At 67.5% G+C, this 21,617-nt stretch carries 20 protein-coding genes; 7 read left to right on the plus strand and 13 right to left on the minus strand.

Annotated elements, in window-relative coordinates:
- Positions 1–8: 8 nt before the first annotated feature.
- Both DBV14_RS02920 and DBV14_RS02925 read left to right on the plus strand, forming a co-directional pair.
- On the plus strand, positions 9–647 hold the full coding sequence (locus DBV14_RS02920; protein ID WP_124457700.1) for an RNA polymerase sigma factor: 639 nt from the start codon (positions 9–11) through the stop codon (positions 645–647).
- A gap of 121 nt (positions 648–768) precedes the next feature.
- Complete coding sequence (locus DBV14_RS02925; protein ID WP_260396787.1) at positions 769–1,653, plus strand: DUF3883 domain-containing protein; 885 nt, start codon at positions 769–771, stop codon at positions 1,651–1,653.
- A 60-nt stretch (positions 1,654–1,713) separates the two neighbouring features.
- Here DBV14_RS02925 and DBV14_RS02930 read toward each other — a convergent pair whose 3' ends face one another.
- Entirely contained in the window at positions 1,714–2,550 is an 837-nt protein-coding gene (locus tag DBV14_RS02930) for an alpha/beta fold hydrolase (protein WP_124457702.1), read from the minus strand.
- 246 nt (positions 2,551–2,796) lie between these two features.
- Between DBV14_RS02930 and DBV14_RS02935 the strand changes: the two genes are divergently transcribed.
- Both DBV14_RS02935 and DBV14_RS02940 read left to right on the plus strand, forming a co-directional pair.
- Positions 2,797–4,101: an MFS transporter gene (locus DBV14_RS02935; RefSeq protein ID WP_185545906.1), complete on the plus strand. Its 1,305-nt coding sequence runs from the start codon at positions 2,797–2,799 to the stop codon at positions 4,099–4,101.
- Between the two features lie 73 nt (positions 4,102–4,174).
- Positions 4,175–4,561: a DUF1090 domain-containing protein gene (locus DBV14_RS02940; protein WP_124457704.1), complete on the plus strand. Its 387-nt coding sequence runs from the start codon at positions 4,175–4,177 to the stop codon at positions 4,559–4,561.
- A 21-nt stretch (positions 4,562–4,582) separates the two neighbouring features.
- On the opposite strand, the gene DBV14_RS02945 is transcribed toward DBV14_RS02940, so the two are convergent.
- Complete coding sequence (locus DBV14_RS02945; protein ID WP_311732682.1) at positions 4,583–6,772, minus strand: hypothetical protein; 2,190 nt, start codon at positions 6,770–6,772, stop codon at positions 4,583–4,585.
- A gap of 318 nt (positions 6,773–7,090) precedes the next feature.
- On the opposite strand from DBV14_RS02945, the gene DBV14_RS02950 reads away from it, so the two are divergent.
- Positions 7,091–7,279, plus strand: a complete 189-nt coding sequence (locus DBV14_RS02950; protein ID WP_260396788.1) for a hypothetical protein — start codon at positions 7,091–7,093, stop codon at positions 7,277–7,279.
- A gap of 27 nt (positions 7,280–7,306) precedes the next feature.
- On the opposite strand, the gene DBV14_RS02955 is transcribed toward DBV14_RS02950, so the two are convergent.
- The 8 genes from DBV14_RS02955 to DBV14_RS02985 form a co-directional block, all read right to left on the minus strand.
- Complete coding sequence (locus tag DBV14_RS02955) at positions 7,307–8,935, minus strand: hypothetical protein (protein WP_185545909.1); 1,629 nt, start codon at positions 8,933–8,935, stop codon at positions 7,307–7,309.
- 224 nt (positions 8,936–9,159) lie between these two features.
- The gene (locus DBV14_RS02960; protein ID WP_124457706.1) at positions 9,160–9,378 is read right to left on the minus strand and encodes a hypothetical protein; all 219 of its coding nucleotides are present in this window, start codon (positions 9,376–9,378) and stop codon (positions 9,160–9,162) included.
- 89 nt (positions 9,379–9,467) lie between these two features.
- Complete coding sequence (locus tag DBV14_RS02965; RefSeq protein ID WP_260396789.1) at positions 9,468–10,835, minus strand: ABC transporter ATP-binding protein; 1,368 nt, start codon at positions 10,833–10,835, stop codon at positions 9,468–9,470.
- A gap of 78 nt (positions 10,836–10,913) precedes the next feature.
- Positions 10,914–11,324: a hypothetical protein gene (locus DBV14_RS33740; protein ID WP_260396790.1), complete on the minus strand. Its 411-nt coding sequence runs from the start codon at positions 11,322–11,324 to the stop codon at positions 10,914–10,916.
- 11 nt (positions 11,325–11,335) lie between these two features.
- The gene (gene alkB, locus DBV14_RS02970) at positions 11,336–11,992 is read right to left on the minus strand and encodes a DNA oxidative demethylase AlkB (RefSeq protein ID WP_124457707.1); all 657 of its coding nucleotides are present in this window, start codon (positions 11,990–11,992) and stop codon (positions 11,336–11,338) included.
- Positions 11,993–12,052: 60 nt separating this feature from the next.
- Positions 12,053–14,389, minus strand: coding sequence for a TonB-dependent receptor (locus DBV14_RS02975; RefSeq protein WP_124457708.1), 2,337 nt, complete (start codon positions 14,387–14,389; stop codon positions 12,053–12,055).
- Between the two features lie 118 nt (positions 14,390–14,507).
- Positions 14,508–15,761: a FecR domain-containing protein gene (locus DBV14_RS02980; protein ID WP_260396791.1), complete on the minus strand. Its 1,254-nt coding sequence runs from the start codon at positions 15,759–15,761 to the stop codon at positions 14,508–14,510.
- Between the two features lie 85 nt (positions 15,762–15,846).
- A complete protein-coding gene (locus tag DBV14_RS02985) occupies positions 15,847–16,365 on the minus strand; it encodes a sigma-70 family RNA polymerase sigma factor (protein ID WP_124457709.1) in 519 nt (172 codons plus the stop codon).
- 201 nt (positions 16,366–16,566) lie between these two features.
- Between DBV14_RS02985 and DBV14_RS02990 the strand changes: the two genes are divergently transcribed.
- The gene (locus tag DBV14_RS02990; RefSeq protein WP_124457710.1) at positions 16,567–17,220 is read left to right on the plus strand and encodes a hypothetical protein; all 654 of its coding nucleotides are present in this window, start codon (positions 16,567–16,569) and stop codon (positions 17,218–17,220) included.
- A gap of 42 nt (positions 17,221–17,262) precedes the next feature.
- Here DBV14_RS02990 and DBV14_RS02995 read toward each other — a convergent pair whose 3' ends face one another.
- Together DBV14_RS02995 and DBV14_RS03000 are read right to left on the minus strand one after the other, a co-directional pair.
- On the minus strand, positions 17,263–18,705 hold the full coding sequence (locus DBV14_RS02995; protein ID WP_124457711.1) for a beta-propeller fold lactonase family protein: 1,443 nt from the start codon (positions 18,703–18,705) through the stop codon (positions 17,263–17,265).
- A 127-nt stretch (positions 18,706–18,832) separates the two neighbouring features.
- Positions 18,833–20,125, minus strand: a complete 1,293-nt coding sequence (locus tag DBV14_RS03000) for an acyl-CoA thioesterase/bile acid-CoA:amino acid N-acyltransferase family protein (RefSeq protein ID WP_124457712.1) — start codon at positions 20,123–20,125, stop codon at positions 18,833–18,835.
- A gap of 102 nt (positions 20,126–20,227) precedes the next feature.
- Here DBV14_RS03000 and DBV14_RS03005 point away from each other — a divergent pair, with 102 nt between their 5' ends.
- Positions 20,228–20,596, plus strand: a complete 369-nt coding sequence (locus DBV14_RS03005) for a FlxA-like family protein (protein WP_124457713.1) — start codon at positions 20,228–20,230, stop codon at positions 20,594–20,596.
- Positions 20,597–20,598: 2 nt separating this feature from the next.
- Here DBV14_RS03005 and DBV14_RS03010 read toward each other — a convergent pair whose 3' ends face one another.
- Complete coding sequence (locus DBV14_RS03010; RefSeq protein WP_124457714.1) at positions 20,599–21,486, minus strand: alpha/beta fold hydrolase; 888 nt, start codon at positions 21,484–21,486, stop codon at positions 20,599–20,601.
- Positions 21,487–21,617 lie beyond the last annotated feature (131 nt).

Below are 21,617 nucleotides of genomic sequence, written 5' to 3' on the forward strand. Positions count from 1 at the left end.
ACAACGGCATGGTTTCCCTCGCGCTGGGTTCGCCTGGTTCGCCTGCTTCGCCCGGCCAGGCGCCGCATGGCTTTGCGTTGCAGGATTTTCTTGTCGCGAACTACGAGCGTTTGCGCCAACGCCTGTTGCACCGCATCGGCTGCGCGCACCTGGCCAGCGATTGCCTGCATGACACCTGGCTGCGCCTGGGCGAGATGGACGTTGGCGAGCCGGTGCACAGCCCCGAGCGCTACATCTATCGCGTGGCATGCAACGTGGCCATCGACTACCTGCGCACCGATCGGCCGTGGCAGTACAGCGGCGACGCCGAGGCCCTGCTCGAGCAGCTCGAAGACCATTCGCCCGGCCCGGAGACGATTGCGCAAGCCCGCTCGGAATTGCATGCGGTCGATCGCGCGATCGAGCGCATGCCGCGGCGCCACCGTGCCGTGCTCATTTCCTTGCGCGTCGACGAGATGACGCGCGATGAGGTCGCAACGCGCTATGGCCTGTCGCTGCGAGGCGTGGACACCGCGCTGCGCCAAGCCCTGGACCACTGTGCGAAGGGCTCTGGGCAGCAGGTGTTCGCAGGCATCAGCGCCGGGAGGCGCCAGCTTCGGGGGGGCGAGGTCTGCGCTCTAGGCGTTGCGGCTTTCGGGGCTCCCTGAAAACCCCGCCGCCCTGGGGCGTGCCACCGATGCGGCATACTCCCCACCCCCTCAAACTCGCCAGAGAACCCGCTGAATGGACAAGGAAGTCGACCCCCACGTACTCGCTGTGATCGATGAGATGCGACTGTCAGGACCACGGCTCACGCCGGTCGAAATCGTCGCCAAGATGGGGGTGTTCGATGCGCGGGACAAGCCTTTCGACCATGCCTGGCTGGCCACGGGCGACAACGTCATCGCCACCATCTGGGCCGAGCACGTGAACGTCGGCAGCGGCGGTCGCTGGTTCTACCTGGAGTCGATGGACGTGCAGCACCGCGCCGGTGGCGGCACGCGCGCCCCCAACCAGGTGCAGCGCGCCAAGGACCGCCTGGCACTGCTCAAGCGCACCTTCGACGCGGGCCAGGGTTTCCGCACCGTGCTGCAGACCAACCGCGTGGCCATCGCCGAGCTGGAAAGCAACAAGAGCGCGAAGGTGTCGACGCGGGTGCGCGACGATGCCGAATGGCACGTCGCCAGCTGGGAACCCGATCAACTGCTCGCGGTGCTGGTTCGCGGACCGCGCGGCTGGGAGCCGTCGGAAGAAGAAATCAAGGCCGCCAGGGCCCGTACCAGCGTTGCGAAGGCAGACGAGCCGGAGGCGGCCGAGCCCGTGGTCGTTGTCGCGGATGCTTCGCCCGAAGAAGCGCAGGCCGCCGCGACGGACTACGTCATGCGTCACTTCAAGGGCTACGGCTACAAGGCCGAGGACGTGAGCGGCCAGAAGCTGGGCTACGACATCGAGGTGTCGAACGCGAAGGGCGCGACGCTGCTCAGGGTCGTGGTGAAGGGCACCGCCACCGGGGTGCCCACCTTCAAGCTCACGAGCGAAGAAAACGCGTGCTCGGTGCGCGAGCCGCTGTGGCGCCTCCTGGTGGTCTCCGAGGCCACCAGCCCCGCGGCGCAACACAAGATCTTCAAGCCCTCCGAGGTGTCGCAGGCGCCGGGGTTCGAGCCGTCGGCGTAACGCCGTAGCGCTGTTAGCTGTAGCGCGGCAGTGGCAGCCGCCCGTGAGGCGGCGCTACCGCTACTGCTCGCTGCTTTCGATGAACGCCAGCAGGTCGGCGTTGAACTGGTCCGCATGCGTGCTGCCCAGCCCGTGCGGCGCACCGGGGTACACCTTCAGCGTCGCGCCTTTCACCAGCTTGGCTGACAGCATGGCCGAGGCGCCGATCGGCACGATCTGGTCGTCGTCGCCATGCACGATCAGCGTGGGCACGTCGAACTTCTTCAGGTCTTCGCTGAAGTCCGTTTCCGAAAACTGCCTGATGCAATCGAACAGTCCCTTGTGGCCGCCCGCCATGCCCTGCAGCCAGAACGAATCGCGCAGGCCCTGCGAGACCTTCGCGCCTTCGCGGTTGGCGCCGTAGAAAGGCGTGGTCAGGTCCTTGAAGAACTGCGAGCGGTCGGCCGCAACGCCGGCACGAATGCCGTCGAACACGTCGATCGGCAGGCCGCCGGGGTTGGCTTCGGTCTTGAGCATCAGCGGCGGCACGGCACCCAGCAGCACGGCCTTGCTCACACGCTTGGTGCCGTGGCGGCCGATGTAGCGCGCCACCTCGCCACCGCCGGTCGAGTGGCCGACCATGACCACGTTTTCCAAATGCAGCGAGGCCATCAGCGCGGCCAGGTCGTCGGCATAGGTGTCCATGTCGTTGCCGTGCCATGGCTGGCTGGAGCGGCCGTGGCCGCGGCGGTCGTGCGCGATCACGCGGAAACCGCGCTCGCCCAGGAACACCATCTGCGCGTCCCATGCATCGGCCGTGAGCGGCCAGCCATGCGAGAAGGTGACGGGGCGCCCGCTCTTGTCGCCCCAGTCCTTGTAGTAGATCTCTGTACCGTCCTTCGTCGTGAAAGTGCTCATGGTGTCTTTCCGTTGGGTTGGGGTGGGTTGGGGTGACTGGGAGCGTGATGCTCCGCGGCACGTTACTGCGGGGCACGGGGCTTGGCAATCGGCGCGGAGCTTGCGCGCGCATCGCTAACATCCGGTAGCAAGAGCCACTTCGGGTCACGCCTGCGATGCACCTGCACACGACCACTCGCGCGATGGATGACTTCTGCGAACCTTCGTTTTCTGCGGAGACGTGGGGGCGACCATGAAGGCTTCGTGATGGCGCACCCTTTCATCGACCTGCTGCGCGAACGCAAGACCGCCTGCCTCTGGGCCGGCCTAGCTTTCTCGGGCCTCGGCAGCGAGCTGAACCGTATCGCGGTGCTGTGGCTCGCCATCGGCCTCGCAGGCCCGAGCGCAAGCCTGTTGCCGATGGCGCAAAGCGCCGTGGTGCTGGCCGTGAGCCTGGGCGCGGGCCTGTTCGCCGACAGGTTCTCGCCACGCGCCACGATGATCGGCACCGACCTCGTGTCGGCGGTCGTCGCCATCTTTCCCGTGCTGCTTGCCGTCACGTACGGACTCACTCTCTGGAGCCTCGTGGTGTGCGCCATGGGCCTGGCCGCGCTGAGCGCGCTGTTCCAGCCGGCACTGCTGTCGAGCATTCCGCAGGTTGCGCAGACGCGGGACCGCATCCGGGGCGTGAACGCGCTCTTCGACGCCACCACGCGGCTGGCGCGGCTGACGGGTCCCTTCGCTGCGGGGCTGCTGGTCCCCGTGCTGCCGGTGCTTCATTTCCTGACGGTGAATGCGGTGAGCTTTCTCGTGTCGGCATGGGCCATCGCCGCGATGGGGCGGATGGGACGAATAGGCCATCGGCCGCCATCACCCGCCGAGGCGGCCGAGCCGACTTCGGTGTCCACGCGGCTGATGCGTGGCTTCACGCTCATGTCGGCGCATTCGGATGTGCGCCTTCTGCTGGTGGTCAACACCGCCGTGCTGGCCGCGTGGACTGTCGGCGTCAGCCTCGGCCTGCCATTTCTCGTGGCGCAGACGGGGCTGTCGGGCTTCGGCCTGACGGGGCTTGGTGCGGTGGCAGCCCTTGTCGCGGCCTATGGCGCGGGCGATTTTTTGTCGAACTTCTGGGTGGCCAGCCGCCGGCCGTCGCGGCTGGGCCGCTTCATGTTCAATGGCTATGTGCTGCTGGGCGGAGCGCTTGCGCTGGTGCCGCTTCCGTTCTGGTGGTTGCCGCAAGTCGCCTGGTTGCCGGCCATGATGGTGGCCGCATTCGCGTCGGGCCTGGGCGGGCCGATGTTCTTCATTCCGATGATGACGTTCCTGCAGACGCGCCTCGAAGGCACCGACCTCGTGAGCGTCATCCGCTTGCGCCTGGCCCTGACCGCCGCGGGAATGATGGCGGGCGCGGGGCTGGGCACGTTGCTGTTCGACGTGCTGGGTGCCGCCATGGCCGTGGTGCTGTCGGGCCTTGCGATCGCGTTGATCGGTGCGTGGGGAAGCCTGCGGCGCCCGGACCTCGGGCGTGTCGGCGCGGAAACCACGGACCCGGCCGACCGGCTTGCCGCGTAGCGCGCATCGCAACGAGAATTCAACAGCACACCGTTCAACACACACCGCAACAACAAACAAGGAAACAGCCGACATGAAGACAGCCTACCTCTCTTTGATCTTCGCCCTGGCAACAGGCTCGGCGTCGGTGTTCGCCCAGCCCGCGGCCGGCCCCTGCGAGGTGAAGCGCCAGGAGATCAGCAACGATCTCGCCATCGCCCGCGAAAAGGGCCAGGCGCAACGCGTGCGCGGACTGGAACGCGCGCTGGCGGAGAACAAGCGCAACTGCAGCGAAGAAAAGCTTTCGGCCGCTCACGCGAAGCGCGTGCAGGCTGAAGAAAAGAAAGTGGCGCAGCGCCAGCGCGACCTCGACGCGGCGCAGCGCAATGGCGATACGAAGAAGATCGAACGCCGCCAGGCCAAGCTCGATGAAGCGAAGGCCGAACTCGAGCGCGCCAAGGCGCAGCCACTGGTGCACTGACGGCCAAACTGCAAGGCCACGTCAGCCGTTGCGCGGCAGAGGCACTGAAGAAGAAGCCGCAGCCGCTGGTGAATGCTGCAGCGCCGCCGGCAACCGGTGGTCGAGCCAGTCCATGCGCCAGGCCAGCACCACCATCGCAAGGGCCAGCACAGCCACTGCCGCGACACCGGTCTTGCCGTGGCGGTCGCGGTAAGGGTCGCGCGCGATGCGCCGCGCACCGGGTGGCACATGCGCCATCTGCGACAGCATGCCGCCCAGCCGCACGTTGACCTTCATGCGCCCGTTGATGGCCCAGCCGCTCGCATCGAGGATCGGGCCCAGGCTGCGCTGCCGCAGCTTGAGCCACGCGATCAGCATGCTCGGCCCGGAGATGGCGAGCACGATGCCGAGCAGGGCCACCGGTATCCATTGGCCCAGGTCGATGAACTTGCCGAACACGGCGACCAGCACGGCGCTGATGCTGCCCAGTGCCACGCCGATGGCGGCCACGGTGCCGACATCCACGCGGCCGGCGGGGCGTGGCGTGGCGGTCGGTATCTTTGCCGCGCCAGCACCTGCACCACCCGCACCTCCAGTTGTCCCAGCAGCCTGGTCGGCGGTCGTGAGCCGCGTCGCCAGGCCGGTCAGGCTGCCTTGCCCGGCCGCCTCGCTGGCCGCGGCGCGCTTGGCGACCTGCTCCTCGATCACGCGCACGAACTTCTTGTAGGGCGCGAAGAAGGCCTGTGCCACGCTGGTCGGGTTCTCGATGAGCTTGGTGATGGTCGCGTCCCAGTCGCGGCCCTGGCGGTCGTAGAACACGCCGTTGCGGCCGACGAACAGGAAGTCGATGTCGCCGGCGGTGAAAGCCGCGACGATGCTCATCTTCGCGCCCTGGCGCGTGCAGTCGCAGTACGCAAGGCAGGTCTTCGCAAGCCCGGCCAGCACGGCATGCCGGGCCGTGTCCTGCACCTGCACCGTGAGCTCGCAACTGCGGCCGTCCAGGTACAGCGTGCCGGCCTGGAAGATGGCGCCCTCGCGGCGGTAGAAGGCCTTGAACGACACGAAGTTGTTGAGCAGCACCACAAGGTCGCGCTGCAGGCGGATGAGCTTTTCCAGATCGATCAGCAGCGCGTTGTGCTCTTCGGCGGCCTCGTCGTCGCGCAGCAATGAAAGCAGCGTCTCGCGGGTCTGCAGGAAGGCATCGAGCGTGTCGAGCGGCAGCGCGGCCGCAGCGTTGTCGGGGCGCTTGGCCATCAGGGCCTGCAGCGGGGCCAGCTTTTCCTTGATGGCCAGCCAGTCGGCTTGCGAGAGTTCTTCGCGCGCACCCAGCAGCGGTGCCACCGTGTGCAGCGCAAATGTCGCGATGGCTTCGGACCACGCGGGGTTGACGCGGGTGCCGTGCAGCGGCAGCACGCAGCGCGGCGTGACGGGGGCCAGCGGCAGGTCGGCGATGGGCTCGGCGCCCAGGTCGAGCCTTGCCGCACCGAGCGCGTCGTAGGCCTCGGCCGATGGGTTGAGCGCCGTCACGGCCTGCGCGTCGAAGGCGGCGACGCGACAGCGCGCGAAGTAATCGTCGAGCTTGGCTTGCACCTTGTTGGCCGCATCGGCGGCGGCCAACGTGGGCTCGCCGAGCGGCATCAGCGCGGTGTCGTTCACGTCGGCCTGCGCGTGCCAGTCGCGTGCCGTTTGCACTTCGGCAAAGAAGGCTTCCACGCGCGGGCGGTCGACGCCGGGCGCGTCCTTGTGGCGGTCGGGCACGCTGCCGTGGGTGCGCATGATCTCGGCGAGCGTGGCGCGCGCGGCATCGTCGCCGTGCGCGGTGTCGGGCGTGATCACGCCGTCGCCGTTGAAGCGCATGGCGGCGAGCAACTCGCCGCGGTCGGCAATGTCCGCGAGGGTGAGGGTGGCGGCATCGGGCCTGCCCTGGATCTGCAGTAGCCGGCGCGCTTCTTCCCGCAGCCGCGCACCGGCGGGGTTGCCGGTGTCGAGGTCGTCCAGCGTGAGCACGTCGCTGCCCTGCAGCAGCACGTCGGGGTTGCGCAGCCGGGCGCAGACCCACTCGCAGGCTGCGACCACTTCGGGTGGCCGCACGCGGCCGTCGCCGTCGGTGTCGATCAGGTCGAGCGTGCGCGCATCGAAGTCGATGCCGCGCGTGGGGCAGGCCAGCGCGACCCAGAGCTTCTGGTCGAGTTCGCCGAGGCGGGCGATGTCTTCGCCCGTGCGGAAGATCACCTGGTCGGCACCGCCTGCGCGAATGAACTGCCAGCGGTGCGGAGGGCGGGCTGGGGTCTGGGTATCGATGGGTCTCTCCGGAAAAGCGAAATGAAGGCTTTACCGTAAGGGACCGCGTGACTTCGGCTTGAGGACACAGGGCGCACAGCCGTGTCGTCCCACGCCGACACCATGCCGACACCACACGCGATGTGCGAGCGAGCGCGCGCGCGTGCGTGCCGGATTTCAGAATCTCTTCAGGATGCGCTAAGCGATCCTTTAGGCGCCAAACCGAAACTGGCGTACCCCAACGACACCAGAACATCGGGAGTATTGCTTTTGAAAACCCTTGCCATCCTGTTTGCCGCCACCATCCTGCTGGTCGGCTGCGGCCACGACCGTCACCGCCATGACCGCGACCGCGATCACAACGGCATCCCCGACCGCTACGAAAGAAACCGCGACAGCGATGGCGATGGCGTGCCCGACCGCTACGACCGCCGGCCGGACAACCCCAGGAAGTACTGACCGGCGCTCAGCACCCGGCCACGCTCATCAGGGCGTGGCTGCTGCTGCATCAGCAGCCTTCGGCCGCGACGACGGCTCCCACGAATCGGGCGTGGTGGCCACCAGCGACTTGAAATCTTTCCACGGCCTGGCGCCCGACAGGCTGCGCCCACCGACGATGACCGTCTTTGCGTACGCGACCATGCGCTCGCGCAGGTAGCCGCGGTCTGACACGGGCCAGGTCTCTATGGAGTGCGGGCCGCGCGCCAGCACGATCTCTTTCACGCCGCGGATGCGGTTGTAGGCGGCCACGGTGCCTTCGAGCGATTCGGCCCGGTCCCACAGGCCCTTGCCGAAGAAGGCCGAAGGCCACCGGTCCATGCCGGCCAGCGTCGACGAGTTCGGATAGAACACGATGTGATGGTCGGCCGCCATGCCACCCAGGAAGAGGTTGCGGTCGGCCAGGTCGGGCGAGTCGCCCACGTAGCCGGCGCCGCTCGCGAATGACGACAGCAAGATGGCGCCGCGAATGTTCTTCAGGCCCTTGGGCGGCGTGCAACTGGGCTCGGGCATGTCGAAACTGCATTCGGCCACGAAGTTCTTCGTCATGGCCCAGGCGGTCGACATCGAGCCGCGCGAGTAGCCGCCGAGCACCAACGGAATGTCTTGCGCCTTCATGCCCGCCAGCAGCTTGCCCTTGGCCGCGTCGCCTTCGAGCAGCTGTCCCGAAGGCGTGAGCACGCGCAGGCCGCGCCCGCCTTCGAGTGCCGAGAGCGCACGGAACACGTCTTCGCCTTGCTCCAGCGTGTTGGTGTCGCTGAAGCCGCCCGACAGGCCTTCGCCGCGCCGGTCGTAGGCCAGCACGTCGAAGCCCGCCTGGTTCAGCGCATGCAGGTTCTCGCGCCACCAGCGCTGGCCCATGGTCTCGGTGGTGGCATTGGGAAAGGCGATGGGGATGGTCTTGCCGGTTTTCTCGTCGATGCGGTACGAGGCTTCGTCGGGGTGCTGGATGGCCGTGAGCTGCCCGCCGCCGCCCGGCGCCATGATGGCCAGCGCGCGCACCTTCTTGCCCTTGCCGTCGTCCACGCCGGCGCCTTCGATGTACCAGCCGCGCAGCTTGATCTCGTCGGTCATCTTCAGGTCGATGCGTTCGAAGGCGTCGCGCGGCACGGTGAACTCGACCATGTACGTGCGGCCATCGGCCTCGGCGATGCCTTCGTTGTAAGGCGCTTTCGCGAAGAACGCCGGGCGCCGGATCTGCTTCAGGTCGACCTGGCCTTCGGGATCGATCTTGCCCGACGGATCGACCACGCCGGTCGAGCGCGTGGCCCGTTCCTTGTTGGGCGGCAGCCAGCGCTGCATCTGCGCATTGATGCGCGCGAAGCAGGCCGGCTCTTCCTTGCAGGCGCGCCAGCGGGCCTTGAGCTTGTCGTCGGTGAATTCGCTGACGTGATAGTCGCCGCCGGTGTAGTCGGCGGGCTTGCGATTGGCGGTCATCAGCACCGGCACGCACACCGTGTTGCCCATGCCCCGCGCACCTTGCGGCAGCCGGTAGCCGCCCATCATCGCGTTGCGGTCGGTGCCCACCCACGCGGTGCAATCGGTGGGCGGCGTTTCGGCGGCGGTGGCGCGCCGCTGCGCGTCGCTGGTGCCTGTGCAGCCGGCCACGAGCAGCATGAGCGCGCCGAGGCCCGGAAGGGCCCAGCGCGCGGAAAGACGGAGCGGGTGAAGGGGGCGAAGGGCGGTGAATTCGCGTGTGCGCGTTGCCGTGTGTGTCATGGATCGGTGCATGTGTGTTCCGGCCCGCATGGTAAGTCGTGCGGTGCCGGGTGGGCGCGCAAAAACCGGTGCGCCGCGTGGCACACCGGCAGGGGAAGTCAGCGCAGTGTCAGGCCGCGGCGTCAGGCGTTGGCCTTCACGGACTTCACGGATGTGCGCTGGCGAATTTCGCTTTGCAGTGCGCGCTGTCCGGCGGACAACGCGGTCTCGTAGTTCTCGGACGCGTCGTAGGCGCTGCGCAAGATTCTGGGACTCGCGCCTTGCGCGTCGGTCTCGAGCAGCCGCCAGACGAAGGCGCCCGGCAGCGGCTCTTCAATGGTGAGTTCGATGGGCTGTGTCATGCTGCCCACCTTGGCCTCTTTGGCGCCGCCTGTCTGTAGGCGAGGTTCGACGGAAGGCTTCAAATCGTTCAGGTGGCCGCGCAACTTGTTCAGGTGGCTGCGCCCTGTGCCGGCGCCACCATGCGCTGCAGCAATGGCTGGCGCGCCAGCACCGCATCGCGCGGGCCCGCGTCGAGCACGTGGCCGGCTTCCATCACGATCACCGTGTCGAAGCGCTCCAGCAGGCTCAGGCGATGGATCGACGCGATGACGCAGGCATCGGGAAACGCATCGGCAATGCGCTCCAGCACGCGTGCCTCGGTGGCGGCGTCGAGCGCGCTGGTCGGCTCGTCGAGCAGCAGCAGCGAACTGCCCCGTGCCGCGAGCACGCCGCGTGCAAGGCACAGGCGCTGGCGTTGTCCGCCCGACAGGTTGAAGCCGCGCTCCGACACCGCCGTGTCGAGGTTGCCGTGCGTGGCCTTCAACACCTCGTCGAAGGTGCTGGTGTGCAGGGCCGCGAGCAGCGCGTCGTCGCTGGCCGGCTGGCCGAAGGCGAGGTTCTCGCGCACGCTGGCCTCGAAGAGCTCCGTCTCCTGCGGGATCAGCGTGGCCAGCTGGCGCAGCCGGGGCCATTCGACCGGTTCGCCATCGAGCGACAGCGTGCCGCCTTGCGGCGCATAGAGGCCGGCGAGCACGCGCAGCAGCGTGCTCTTGCCGCCGCCACTGGGGCCTACCAGTGCGACGCGCTCGCCGCGGCGCAGGGCCAGTGTCACGTCGTGCAGGCCATTGCGCGCGGGTGCGGCTTCGGTCGATCCGTCCGTTGCGCTGGTTGTGTCGGTTGCTTGTGCGCCGCGCGCCGCGTAGTTCCATTGCAGCGCTCGAACATCGAGCCGCGTCCACGCGGCATCGGCATCGATGCGTTCGTGCGCCGGCACCTGCTCGGGCGCGGTGGACAAGGGCTCGTCCGCCGGCGCCTGCCAGATCGGTTGCGCGCTGCTGTAGTCGGTGTGCATGCGCGCGAAGAACTGGAAGTTGGCGGCCACCGAGGTCACCACGCCGGCCGCCTGCTGCGCGTACTGGTAGATCATGAACACTGCGCCCAGCATCACGGCCTGGCCCGGCGTGCGAGCCTGCCACACGTAGATGACCACCAGCCCCCAGGTCAGCGCCAGGCCCATCAGGTCGACCGCGAACCACTTGCCTTCGTTCAGCACCACGGTGCGCTTCAGCGGCAGCGAAATCGCCGCCATGCGCCGCCGCAGCAACAGTCGCGAGGCACCCTGCAGCCGCAGGCCGATCACCGTCGATGCATTGCCCAGAAAGTCGAGCAGCGCGGCCACGTAGCGCCGGTCCGCGTCGTTCTCGGCGCGCGCCAGCTTCATCAGCGCGCGGTCGATGCGCACGATGACAAGGCCGATCAGCACGTAGCCCGCCAGCGCTGTCGCACCGCTGGTGCGCGACAGCAGCGCCAGCGCCACCAGCGGCCCGACGAAGTTGACCGCATTGGTGAGCCAGATGAACTGGTTCTGCGCAAAGTCCGCAAGTGCCCGGCTGGCCTAGTGCACGCGGTGCTGCAGCTCGCCCGAGTGGTGGCCGTCGTGCCAGGCCAGCGGCGCGGCGGCAATGCGCGCGTAGAGTTCGTCGGCCAGCGTCTCGCGCACCTTCATGCCCACGTTGCGCTCGAGAATGCGGCCCGGCCCGTGCAGCACCCACGCGCCCACGTACACCGCGGCCAGCGTGCCGATCCAGCGGCCGGCCGCGGCCAGGTCGCTGCGCTGCAGCGCGTTGATGGCCTGCCCGGCAAGGTAGGGCAGCGTGAGGCGGATCAGCTGCGACGTGGCCAGCAACGCCGTGGCCCCGAGCAACTGCCCGCGCGCACCCGCCGCGAAGTGCCACAGCGCGGCATACAGCTCGAGCATCGCGTTGCGCGGATCGTCGCCCCTGGTCTTCTGCGTCTGCGTCTGCATCTGCTTGCCTGTCAGCCCGCCTTGCGGAATGTGAGGTTGATGCGCTGCGCGCCCAGCAGCGGGTGCGGTTCTTCCTTCAGCGGCAACACGCCGTGGTAGCGCAGCCGGTCTTCGCCGCCCCACACCACCACGTCGCCGTGGCGCAGCGGAACGCGCACCGCCTTGTCGCCGCGTGCGAGCCCGCCGAACAAAAAGATGGCGGGCATGCCGAGCGACACCGAGACGATGGGCGCGCCGTAGTCGCGCTCGTCCTTGTCCTGGTGCAGCGAAAGGCGCGCGCCGGGCGCGTAGCGGTTGACGAGGCAGGCGTCGGGCACGAAGCCGTCGAAGCCGGCGGCCGACGCGGCCTCGCGGGCAAGGCGCAAGAACGCATCGGACATGGCCGGCCAGGGCTGTCCGGTGTCGGGGTCGGTGGGGCTGTAGCGGTAGCCGCGGCGGTCGCTGGTCCAGCCCAGCGCGCCGCAGTTGGTGAGCGCCACCGACATGGTGAAGCCGCCCGGCGTGACCAGGTGGCGGAACGGCGCGCGCTGCTGCAGCGCATCGATGGCGGGCAGCAGTTCATCGACGAAGGGCAGGGCGAAGCCGGGCAGCACGAAGGCGCCGGGGCCGAGCGGCTCGCGCGCTTCACGTGTTTCGCGGGGGAGGTCGTCGAACAGGTCGAGCGTCATGGCGACCATTGTCGCCAATGGCACCAATGGCACCAACGCCGCAGCGGGAGGGCGCGGTAGTCAGTATTCCATGCGCAGGGAAGCCAGCAGAGTGCGCGGCTTTCCTACCGCGACCTCGTCGCGCGATCCGCTCGGCAGGTAGTACTTCTTGTCCCCCGTATTCAGGATATTGACTTGTGCGGTCCATCGCGCGGCGCCTGCGCGCCACTTGTAGGCGGCCATCAGGTCGATGCGGCCGTAGCCGGGGAGCTGAAAACTGTTGGCCGTGTCTCCCTGCTGCTTGCTCAAGGCGACCATGCCGACCCCGAAGCTCCAGCCTTGAACGCCACCCGCCTGAAGGTCGTAGCGCAAGAACAACTTGCCCATGTGGCGCGGGACCCCATAGAGAGCGTTGCCTTCGTTGCCGGTCGTGTCCCGCAAGACCTTTGCGGCGGTGTAGCTGTACGAGGCCGTCAGGTTGAGGTGTCGGGTCAGGCGCCCGCCGACATCCCATTCAAGTCCACGGCTTCTGGCCGTGCCGATCTGGACAGAGTTCGTGCTGTCATCTGGATCGGGCACGACGATGTTCTGCTTCTTCAAGTCATAGATTGCCAGCGTGGTGAAGAAGTCCTTGTTCTCCGATTCGGCCTTGAATCCGATCTCGTACTGCTTGGCCTCGATCGGCTTGAACGACTGCCCTTTCGAACTGGCGGTGCTGTTGGCGTCGCTGAACGATTCGGTATAGCTCGCGTAAACGGAGGCTCCCGGCGCCAGCGTGTAGACCACACCGAGGCGTGGGCTGAATTTGGTGTCGTCGGCGCGGCTTGCCTCCGTGCCGACCGGATTTTCCGTACGCACGCTTGCCCTGTCGTAGCGGCCGGCCAGAAGGAGATTGATTTTTTCGCTCAGCGCAATCTGGTCCTGCACGTAGAAGCCGGTGCCGTGCCCTCGGTTGAAGATGGTGTCTTGCGTCGCAGTGGCTGGGGGCACATGGGACGTGACAGGAAGGAACAGGTTCGGAATTGTTTCGAGCTCGCCGTAGCGGAAGTCGAATCTGCCTTCGTATCGGTTGTGATCGAAGCCGGCGGAAAAGTCGTGCTTCATGCCAAGCCATGCAGGCGTGCCGGCGAATTCCAGCGAATAGAACTGGTTGTCGATGTCGCGCTGCTGGATGCGGCGGGCCATGCGAACCATGCCGACGCTGTCCGGCGATTCGGTCTGCTGCAGGTATTCCAGGCCTTTGCCTCGTCCTTGTTGCACGAAGTACTTCTGGCGAATCGTCCAGGTCGGCGCGATTCGATAAGAGGCGTCGATGGAAAGGAGCGTTTCGTTGTTCCGGTAGTGGGTGAAGTCTTCTCCGAAATTTCTATTGAGTGGTACGTCTGCGGGGCGGTTTGCATAGGCGACGATGCCACGGTCGATGGGGGATTTGTCGCGCGACACTTCCAGGTCGATGTTCACTTGTGTGTCGGCATTGGGCCTCCAGCTCAGCGAAGGCGCGATGAACTTGCGAGAGTTGCCTGCGTAGTCCCGGAACGACCTTGCGTCTTCGAGCGATCCGTTCAGGCGATAGAACAGGCCGTTGTCCTTGCCGAGCGGGCCCGTGGCATCGAGCGTGGTCTGGAAAAAACCATGGCTGCCCACCTGCTGCTGCAACGACAGATACCGCTCTTCCAGCGGCTTCTTGGTCACGACGTTGAACATGCCGCTCATGTCGCCCCGCCCGAACTGGGTTGACGACGGTCCCTTGAGAATGTCCACGCGCTCCGCGTTGGCCAGTTCCGTCACGCCGATGCGGCGGGTACGCACACCGTTGCGGTACGTGTCGTACAAAGGAAAGCCGCGCACGATGATGTCTTCGTGCAACGAGGTGCTGCCGGCATTCACCCCGCTCACTGTCTCGAGTGCATCGCGCAGGGTGTTGGCCTGCCGGTCGTCGATCAGGGCCTGTGGCACTACTTGCACCGACATCGGTGTCTTGATAAGGGGCGTGATGCCTTTGGTCGTCATGGGCGCATCGTCAGCCCGCAGGCCGATGTCCCGGTCTTCGCTGACAGTGATGGTGGACAGCGAGACTGTTCCAGCCACGGCCCTCACGACGACCGCATTGCCTTCGTGGGTGGCCACCAATCCGCTGCCGGCCAGCAGGCGGTCGAGCGCCTGCTGCGGCGTCAACCGGCCCGACACGGCGGGCGCCGTCCGGCCGGCCACCAGGGCGGGCGGCACCATCAGCGTGAGCCTGGCCTGGCGCGCCAGTTCGGTCAGTGCCTGGGCCAGCGGCTGTGCGGTGATCGCGATGTCGATCTGCGCGGCGGGCGCCGTCTGGGCCTGCACGGCGAAGGCGCCGAGGCCGAGAGCGGCCGCCAGCGCAAGGGGCGCGAGGTCGAATCGGGCGAGTGAGGGGCGCGAACGGTGCATGCGGGAGATCTCCAGAAGATACGAACAGGGAAGCGGTATCTCCAGAAGACGGATCACCTCGCGGAAACCTGATGCCGGCAAAAAAAGAAAATTTGCGCGCGGGTTGCGAGCCGGCCTGCTACGGACGCCTGGCCACCACCTCGACGGCGCCCTCGCGCGGCACCAGCCGCACCGGCAAGACCTCCGGCAGGCTGCGCGTGAAGTCGCCTACGCGCCTCAGGTCCACGCTGCCGGTCACGCGCAATGCCGCCACCGTGGGGTCGCGCACCAGCAGGCCGGTGCTTGCGTAGCGCTCCAGTTCGGCCACGGCCAGCGACAGCGGCGTGTCGTCGAAGTTGACGCGGTTGCCGCGCCAGGCCGCAATGCTTTCAGTGGCGATCTGGCCGACCGGCCCGAGCCGGCCTTCGGCGTCGGCGGCAACGGTCTGGCCCGCTTCGAGATCGATGGCGTCGCTCATCTGCGCGGCCGTGGGGGGGCCGTCGCTGCGTTTCAAGGCATCTGCGCGCGCGACCCGCACGTGGCCTTCTTCCACGGCCACCTGCACCTGGTCGTTGCCCATCGATGGCGTGTAGCGCACCGAGAAACGCGTGCCCACCACGGTGATGCGCATGGCGCCCGCCAGCACGTCGAAGGGCCGGGTCTTGTCGCCCTGCACCGTGAACATGACCTGGCCCTCGGGCAGGCGCACTTCGCGGCGCTGCCGGTACAGCGTGACGTCGGCCTGCGATGCGGTGTCCAGCCGCAGCGTGCTGCCATCGGGCAAGCGGGCTTCGATCTGCTGCCCGCGTGCGGTGGCGTAGTGCTGGCTGAAGACGGGTTGCTGCTGCCAATGGTCCCATGCGAACCAGCCGCCGCCGAGGGTCGCGAAGGCCACGCATGCGGCCAGGGCCTGGGGCAGCCATTGGCCACCGATGAGGCTGCGGAGCCAACCGCCTGGACCGGCGAGCCGCGTGGGCTTTCGCTGTCGAGGTGTCTGCGGCGCGGGAGAGGGCGGGACAGCGCTCGCCGGCTCCGTCGAGTGAGTCGATCCGGCCGGTGCAGCCGGCCTCGCAGTTGCCACGCCGGCCCTGAGTTGGGCCACGCCGTCGGCGGGAATGTCGTCGAACGCCCGCCACGTGCCGGCCATGTCGTCGAATGCTGCCTGGTGCGCGGCGTCGGCCTGCAGCCAGGCCTGGAACTCGGCCTCGGCCGAGGCATCGAGCCCGTCTTCCCTGCGCACCAGCCAGTGAAGCGCCTGCACCTCGGCCGCATCCAGGTCCGCCAGCGCGGCATCGAGCATGCCGTCGTCGCCCGACGCGCTCGCGCCGTCCCACACCTGCTCCTTGCCGGAGGGGCGCTGCGTGGGGTCGTCGATGACGGGGCGTGAAGTCATTGCGCGGGAATTTCTGCTTGCTTCTTCGTAGACGGATGAAGGCGCCGGAACCTGATGTCCGGACGCGAAAAAAGTGTCGCCGATCTCAAGGTTGCACCTCGCGCTTGTCCGGCGGCGTGGTGGCGGCGCCAGGGCCGTCGCGGTGTTTGCGGCAGGCCAGCACCGCCAGCATCACATGGCGCTCGACCATGTTGCGCGAGATGCCCATGCGCTCGGCCACTTCGGCATGCGACAGGCCATCGAACTTGTGCAGCACGAAGGCTTCGCGGCAGCGCGGCGGCAAGGCTTCGATCACCGCGACCAGCCGGTGCACGCCCTGCATCGCGGCATAGGCTTCCTCGGGCTGCTGTGCGGCGGGCGCGGGCATTTCTTCCATTGCCTGCGGGTCTTCGGCGCCGCGAACCGCGCTGCGCCGCTGCTCGTCGATCAGCACGTTGCGCGCGGTGCGGTAGAGCAGCGCGCGCGGTTCGTGGATGGGCTGGCCGGCCTGCTGCACCGCAAGCACGCGTGCATACGCCTCCTGGACGATGTCGGCCGCGCCATCGCGGTCTTTCACCTGCCGGGAGAAGTGGTTCAGCAGTTCTCGGTAGTAGCGTGTGACCACGGATCGTTGAAGTAGGAAGACGGCGCGGGCGCTCCGTCGATGGGCTGGCTTCAAGATGTGGCGTTGGCTGATCCGGCCTGCAATTCCCCGATAGGAATTGTTCGCATTATTGCCGAAGCCACGTTCGCTCCCGCTGCAGGAGGCATTGCGATGGCCTTCGGCTCAGGTAGGCTTCGCGCCGAACATGCCCCGCCAAGCACCATGAAGAACCGATCCGCCACGCCCTGGAAGAAGAGCCGAACGTATGGCGACATCCATGGCGGGCGCATGCGCCGCCGGATGACCGACAACATCTTTGCCCGTGCGCATTCGCTGCAGCGGCCGGTGCCGGGCCAGGCGCTGCCCATCCTGATCCAGGACAACCCGTCGCGCGAGTTCGTCTTTCCCGTGTCGGTGGAGGAGTGCGCGGCGGCGCTGCGTGCCTTGCCCGCCGGCCATGCAGAGGGCGTGACGCACATCTGGCTGCGGCGCAGGCCGGCACGCATGAGCCATTCGGCCGCCGCGTTGGCGGAGTTCATCTGCGGCAGCGGTGTGCGCGTCGTCATCCTGTATCCGTGGCGGGCGGACGGGCGGCTCTATGTGGGGCGCAGCAAGCCGCCGGCGCAGTCGATGGCTTCGTACCAGCGCTTCGGAGCCCAGGTGAGTTGCGACCGTGGCCGGTGGTACGTGAGCTTCACGCCGGCCGACCTCAAGCGCTTCTACATCGAACACCTCTTCTGCCACGAGGTGGGCCACCACGTGGACTGGTACGGGCGGCGCTGGAGCCGGGCGAGTGTTCGCCAGGCTGAAGAGTTCGCCGACCAGTACGCCGTGCAATGGGGGCCCGATGCCATGGCCCTCGTTTCGCGGGACTGATCGACCATCGGCGGCGCGGCGCGCGCACCGGCCGCTGCCCAGCTATCTCGCGAAAGCAATCGACTGCGGCCCCGAACCCGCAGGCACGGTCGGCGCGGCCATGGGGCTCAAGGCGCCGGTGCCGCTATCGATGGAGTAGGCCGATACGTTGCTGGACATCGCGTTCGCCGCGTACGCGAACCGGCCCGTGGGGTCCACGACGACGGCAGCGGGCTGGTTGTCCGTGGGAACCGTCGGCACGGCCATTGGACTCAGCATGCCGCTGACGGCGTCGATGGTGAAGGCCGCCAGGTTGTTGACGTCCAGGTTGGCCGCATAGGCGAACCGCCCGGTGGGGTCCACGGCGATGGAGTAGGGCGTTTTGCCCGACGTGACCGTCGGCGTTGCCAATGGGCGGAGGGCGCCGGTGGTGGTGTCTATGGCATAGGCCGACAGGGTGTAGTCACCGGTATCGGCCACGTACGCAAACCGGCCCGTCGGATCGACGGTCACGCCATAGGGGTTCGGTCCCGAGGACACGGCAGGCCCCGGTACGGCGGTGAGCGCGCCGGTGGCCGCGTCGATGGTGTAGGCCGACACATTGCTGCTGACGGCGTTCACCGCGTAGGCGAAACGGCCCGTCGGGTCCACCGTGATGAACGACGGTGACCTGCCGGTAGCGACCGGCGAGCCCGGCACTGGACTGAGGGTGCCCGTCGCGGCATCGATGGCGTAGGCCGACACGGTGTCGAGCGCGGCGTCGGTCATGTAGGCGAAGCGGCCCGTGGGGTGCACGGCAACGCTGGTGGGCTCGGTGCCCGTCGCGACCGTCGGCACGGCCATCGGGGTCAGGGCACCGGTGGCCGCGTCGATGGTGTAGCCCGAAACGGAGTGGGCGTTCGGATGAGGCACGTAGGCAAAGCGGCCCGTGGGATCGACGGTGATGGCGTTGGGTTCGGCCCCCACGGAATAGGTCGGTACCGCCATCGGCACGAGGGTGCCCGTGGCGGCATCGAGCGTGTAGCCCGACACGTCCATCGACAGGAAATTCGCGACGTAGGCAAAGCGGGCCGGCGGCGCGGCGCAGTGCACCGCCACGTTGCCGATGGCCGCGCCGGCGATCTTGCCGCTGCCGTTGCTGACGGTGCAGACCAGGGTTCGCAGCTGGGGCTGCGACTTGACCGTGACCGCGTAGCTGGCGCCATCGGCAAGCTGCGTGGCAAAGCTGAAGCTGCCGTTGGCCGCAACGGCCAGGTCGTCACCCGCATTGTTCTGCAGCACGAGGCCCGTGCCGAGCAGTCCGCTGACCGTGCCGCCGACCGCATGGAGCTTGGCGGCGGGCGCGGGCGCGGCGGGTGGAGGCAAAGGAAGAAAACCGCCACCGGAGCCGCCGCCACCGCCGCAGGACGCCAGCATGAAGAGCATCGCGCTCATGGCTGCACGGCGCGAAGTGGCCTGTGCATCGAAGCTGGAAAAGAGGGCGCGGGCGTGCGGAATCGACGGCATGGGAAACGCTTTCTGACAGGGCCTGGAAGGCCGGGCCGCGCGATTCTAGGAAGCCGATATGCCGTCGCTTGTCGCTCGAATGCGCTACATCGCGCAGTGCCGATGCGCGGTAAAAGGCCGCGCGATTTCAGCCGCTTTTCAGCGCCGTTTGCAGGAAGGCGAGCATGCGCGGCCACGAGTCCTGCCGTGCGCGCGCGGTGCCCTGCGGTGTGCCGCCCATGTCGATGTCCTCGCCGGACACGGGGTGCTTCGACTTCAGCTGGGTCGTCAGCACATGGGGCCACGCAATGTTGTGTCCCGCCTCCGGGTAGATCAGGTGCTCGACAGGGTGAGGAAAGTGGTTTGCCCTGAAGCGCTGCACGGCGATTTCCGTCAACTCCGTGGAGGGCCACAGCCGGTCGTCGGCGCCCGAGATCATCAGCACGGGGCCGCCGATTCTTTCCACGGGAATGGACGCCCTGGCCGTGTAGCCGGCATCTCGGAGCGGTATCAGGTACCAGTCGAAGCTGTCTTTTCTTGCAGTGCCATCGGCGAGCGCCTTGTCCCACTCTTCGTAGGTGAGCGTGCTCGCATGGGCGATCTCCTTGCCCTCGAGGGTCCAGGCGCCATGGCCGCTCGCCGGAAAGGCAGGCCATGCGACGCCGCTGGGAACGTAGGCGACGACTGCTCGAACGGTGGGGAAGGTCGCTCCGATCAGCAGTGCCAGTTCTCCGCCCCGCGATGCACCCACCACCGCGATGCGGTTGCCGTCCACGCCGGGCTGGGCCGCCAGCCATTCCAGCGCGGTGCCGAAATATTCGAGTGGAATCCGGTCGAGCGTCGCGGGCAGGCCTTCGGCGCCGAAGTACGCCAGTGCGAGCGCGGCGTGGCCGTGCGAGGCAAGCAGGGCCGCCATCTCCTGCGACCAGGCCAACCCCCCGCCCGAGCCACCGACGACGAGCTCGGCGCTGCGAGGGCCGGGTTGCGCCGGCTCGAACATGCGGCCGACCATGCCGTGCTCGCGCACGTCGCGCGAGCTGACGTCCGATGCAGCGAAGGTTCTCTTGAGGGTGTGCGACAAGGGTTCGCTGCTGTTGCCGCTGCCGTCGTCGCTCGAAAGCTTCAGCGTCAGGGTGAACGGGTCTTTGCTGGCGTCGCCGCAGGCTGCCGCTTCGGGCCCGGCCACAGGCGCGCGCGACCAGAAAAGCCCCATCGCGTCGATACCCTGGTACGAGCCCGAGACCGGTGCCTGCAGCGCAAGGTCGACCACGCCATCGGCGTCGGCCACGAACGTGGCGTGCGACAGGAACATGCTGTCGTTGGGCCCCGCGTTGTAGAGCCGTGCCGTCAGCCGGGCGCCGGCGGAAAGACCGCGAACGCGAATGGCCAGCGCGTGGTCGACAAGGCATTCGGAGGGAAGCGGATCGAGTTGCATGGGCATCGGAAGTTGGCGACGGAATCTTGCAAATCTTGCAGTATCGGCCCTTCATTTTTCCGCGGAAGTGCCGATAGAACTCTTTTACCGTCACAACGAAGGAACAAGATGCTGACTGGAATCGGGGCCACGAGCAGCGCGGCGAGCGGGAGAAACATCAACGCGGAAATCGCGAAGATCCAGCGCCAGATCACCAACCTGCAGGAGCAGATGCAGGAAAAGCAGGGCCTGCTGCTCGCGACGCCGGCGGGCGAACTGCGCACCGCGCTTCAACAGCAACTGGTCGCCATCGCCAACCAGATCGCGATGCTGCAGGCGCAGATGAATGCGCTGCGCACGGCTGGCGTCCAGCAGAGCGCGATGGCGCAGCTCGACGAACTGGGCGGCCAGCCGGCTGCGAAGGAGGCGAAGGCCGACAAGGCGCGCGTGAACGCCGGCGGCGTAACGATCGGCTCCGTGCTGAACGTGGAGGCCTGACCTCAGTTCTTGCCGGCGCCCACCACCACCACCACCCGCGCAATCCAGGCCAGCAGCACGGCCACGACTTCGTCGCGGTTGGTTTCGTTGAGCGTCTCGTGGCGCGCGCCGCCGAACACATGGCATGACACATCGTGCAGCCCGGCTTCGCGGTAGCGCTGCACCAGCGGATAGAACCATTCGGCCTTATTGCTGACCGGGTCCTGGTCGCCGACGAACAGGTACAGCGGCAGATCGGCCCGGATGCGCGTGCGCAGCGCATCGGGCGCCAGGTCGGCAAGGTTCGCGAACATCGAGCCCAGGCCCTCTGCCGAGACGGTGAACCCGCACAGCGGATCTGCAATGTAGGCATCGACCTGGGCCGGGTCGCGGCTGAGCCAGTCGAACGGCGTGCGCACATCGGGCAGCGCGGCGTTCATGTCTTCGAGCTTGAAGCCGGCCTGCAATGCGGCGCCGAGCAGGTCGAGTGCGGTGGTGCCCGAGAGCACGGCGCCGGAGAGCAGCGCGCTGTGCCGCGCCAGGTAGTACTGCGTGGCGAACGAGCCCATGCTGTGGCCGAGAAGAATGAGCGGCAGGCCGGGGTGCACACCGCGAACGTGGTGGCTCAGCAGCGCCATGTCGTCCACCAGCCCTGCAAAGCCGCGCGGACCGAATTCACCAAGCTCATTGCGCGCAGCGGCGCCCTTGCCATGGCCGCGATGTTCGTTCGCATAGACCACATAACCTGCCTGGGTCAGCGCGTCGGCGAGCGGCCGGTAGCGCAGCGAATGCTCGCCCATGCCATGTGCCAGCTGGACGATGGCCCGCTGCGTGGGCCCTTGCCAACGATGGGCTTCGACGGTGTGACCGTCGTTGGCGGTGAGGTCGAAGTGTGTCTCTGTGCTTGGCATGCGGTGTCCCTTTTGTCTCGATGAAGAAGGTGCGGTGATCGTAAATGCTCCGATACGCTTCGGGGCTTGTGCGGATGACGCATCGGGGACGTGTTCTTGGTGCTGCTGTATGGGAGCGGGGTCATTCTTTG

Origin of the sequence: Variovorax sp. KBW07 (assembly GCF_003852515.1) — a bacterium.
Classification (GTDB): domain Bacteria; phylum Pseudomonadota; class Gammaproteobacteria; order Burkholderiales; family Burkholderiaceae_C; genus Variovorax.

Bases quoted from the DNA above. Each gene is read 5' to 3' on its own strand.
- DBV14_RS02990 (WP_124457710.1), top strand. From the start codon at position 16,567: ATGAAGAACCGATCCGCCACGCCCTGGAAGAAGAGCCGAACGTATGGC.
- DBV14_RS02980 (WP_260396791.1), bottom strand. From the start codon at position 15,761: ATGACTTCACGCCCCGTCATCGACGACCCCACGCAGCGCCCCTCCGGC.
- DBV14_RS02920 (WP_124457700.1), top strand. From the start codon at position 9: ATGGTTTCCCTCGCGCTGGGTTCGCCTGGTTCGCCTGCTTCGCCCGGC.
- DBV14_RS03010 (WP_124457714.1), bottom strand. From the start codon at position 21,486: ATGCCAAGCACAGAGACACACTTCGACCTCACCGCCAACGACGGTCAC.
- DBV14_RS03000 (WP_124457712.1), bottom strand. From the start codon at position 20,125: ATGCCCATGCAACTCGATCCGCTTCCCTCCGAATGCCTTGTCGACCAC.
- DBV14_RS02940 (WP_124457704.1), top strand. From the start codon at position 4,175: ATGAAGACAGCCTACCTCTCTTTGATCTTCGCCCTGGCAACAGGCTCG.
- DBV14_RS02995 (WP_124457711.1), bottom strand. From the start codon at position 18,705: ATGCCGTCGATTCCGCACGCCCGCGCCCTCTTTTCCAGCTTCGATGCA.
- alkB (WP_124457707.1), bottom strand. From the start codon at position 11,992: ATGACGCTCGACCTGTTCGACGACCTCCCCCGCGAAACACGTGAAGCG.
- DBV14_RS02960 (WP_124457706.1), bottom strand. From the start codon at position 9,378: ATGACACAGCCCATCGAACTCACCATTGAAGAGCCGCTGCCGGGCGCC.
- DBV14_RS02930 (WP_124457702.1), bottom strand. From the start codon at position 2,550: ATGAGCACTTTCACGACGAAGGACGGTACAGAGATCTACTACAAGGAC.
- DBV14_RS02925 (WP_260396787.1), top strand. From the start codon at position 769: ATGCGACTGTCAGGACCACGGCTCACGCCGGTCGAAATCGTCGCCAAG.
- DBV14_RS33740 (WP_260396790.1), bottom strand. From the start codon at position 11,324: ATGCAGACGCAGACGCAGAAGACCAGGGGCGACGATCCGCGCAACGCG.
- DBV14_RS02935 (WP_185545906.1), top strand. From the start codon at position 2,797: ATGGCGCACCCTTTCATCGACCTGCTGCGCGAACGCAAGACCGCCTGC.
- DBV14_RS02975 (WP_124457708.1), bottom strand. From the start codon at position 14,389: ATGCACCGTTCGCGCCCCTCACTCGCCCGATTCGACCTCGCGCCCCTT.
- DBV14_RS03005 (WP_124457713.1), top strand. From the start codon at position 20,228: ATGCTGACTGGAATCGGGGCCACGAGCAGCGCGGCGAGCGGGAGAAAC.
- DBV14_RS02955 (WP_185545909.1), bottom strand. From the start codon at position 8,935: ATGCTGCTCGTGGCCGGCTGCACAGGCACCAGCGACGCGCAGCGGCGC.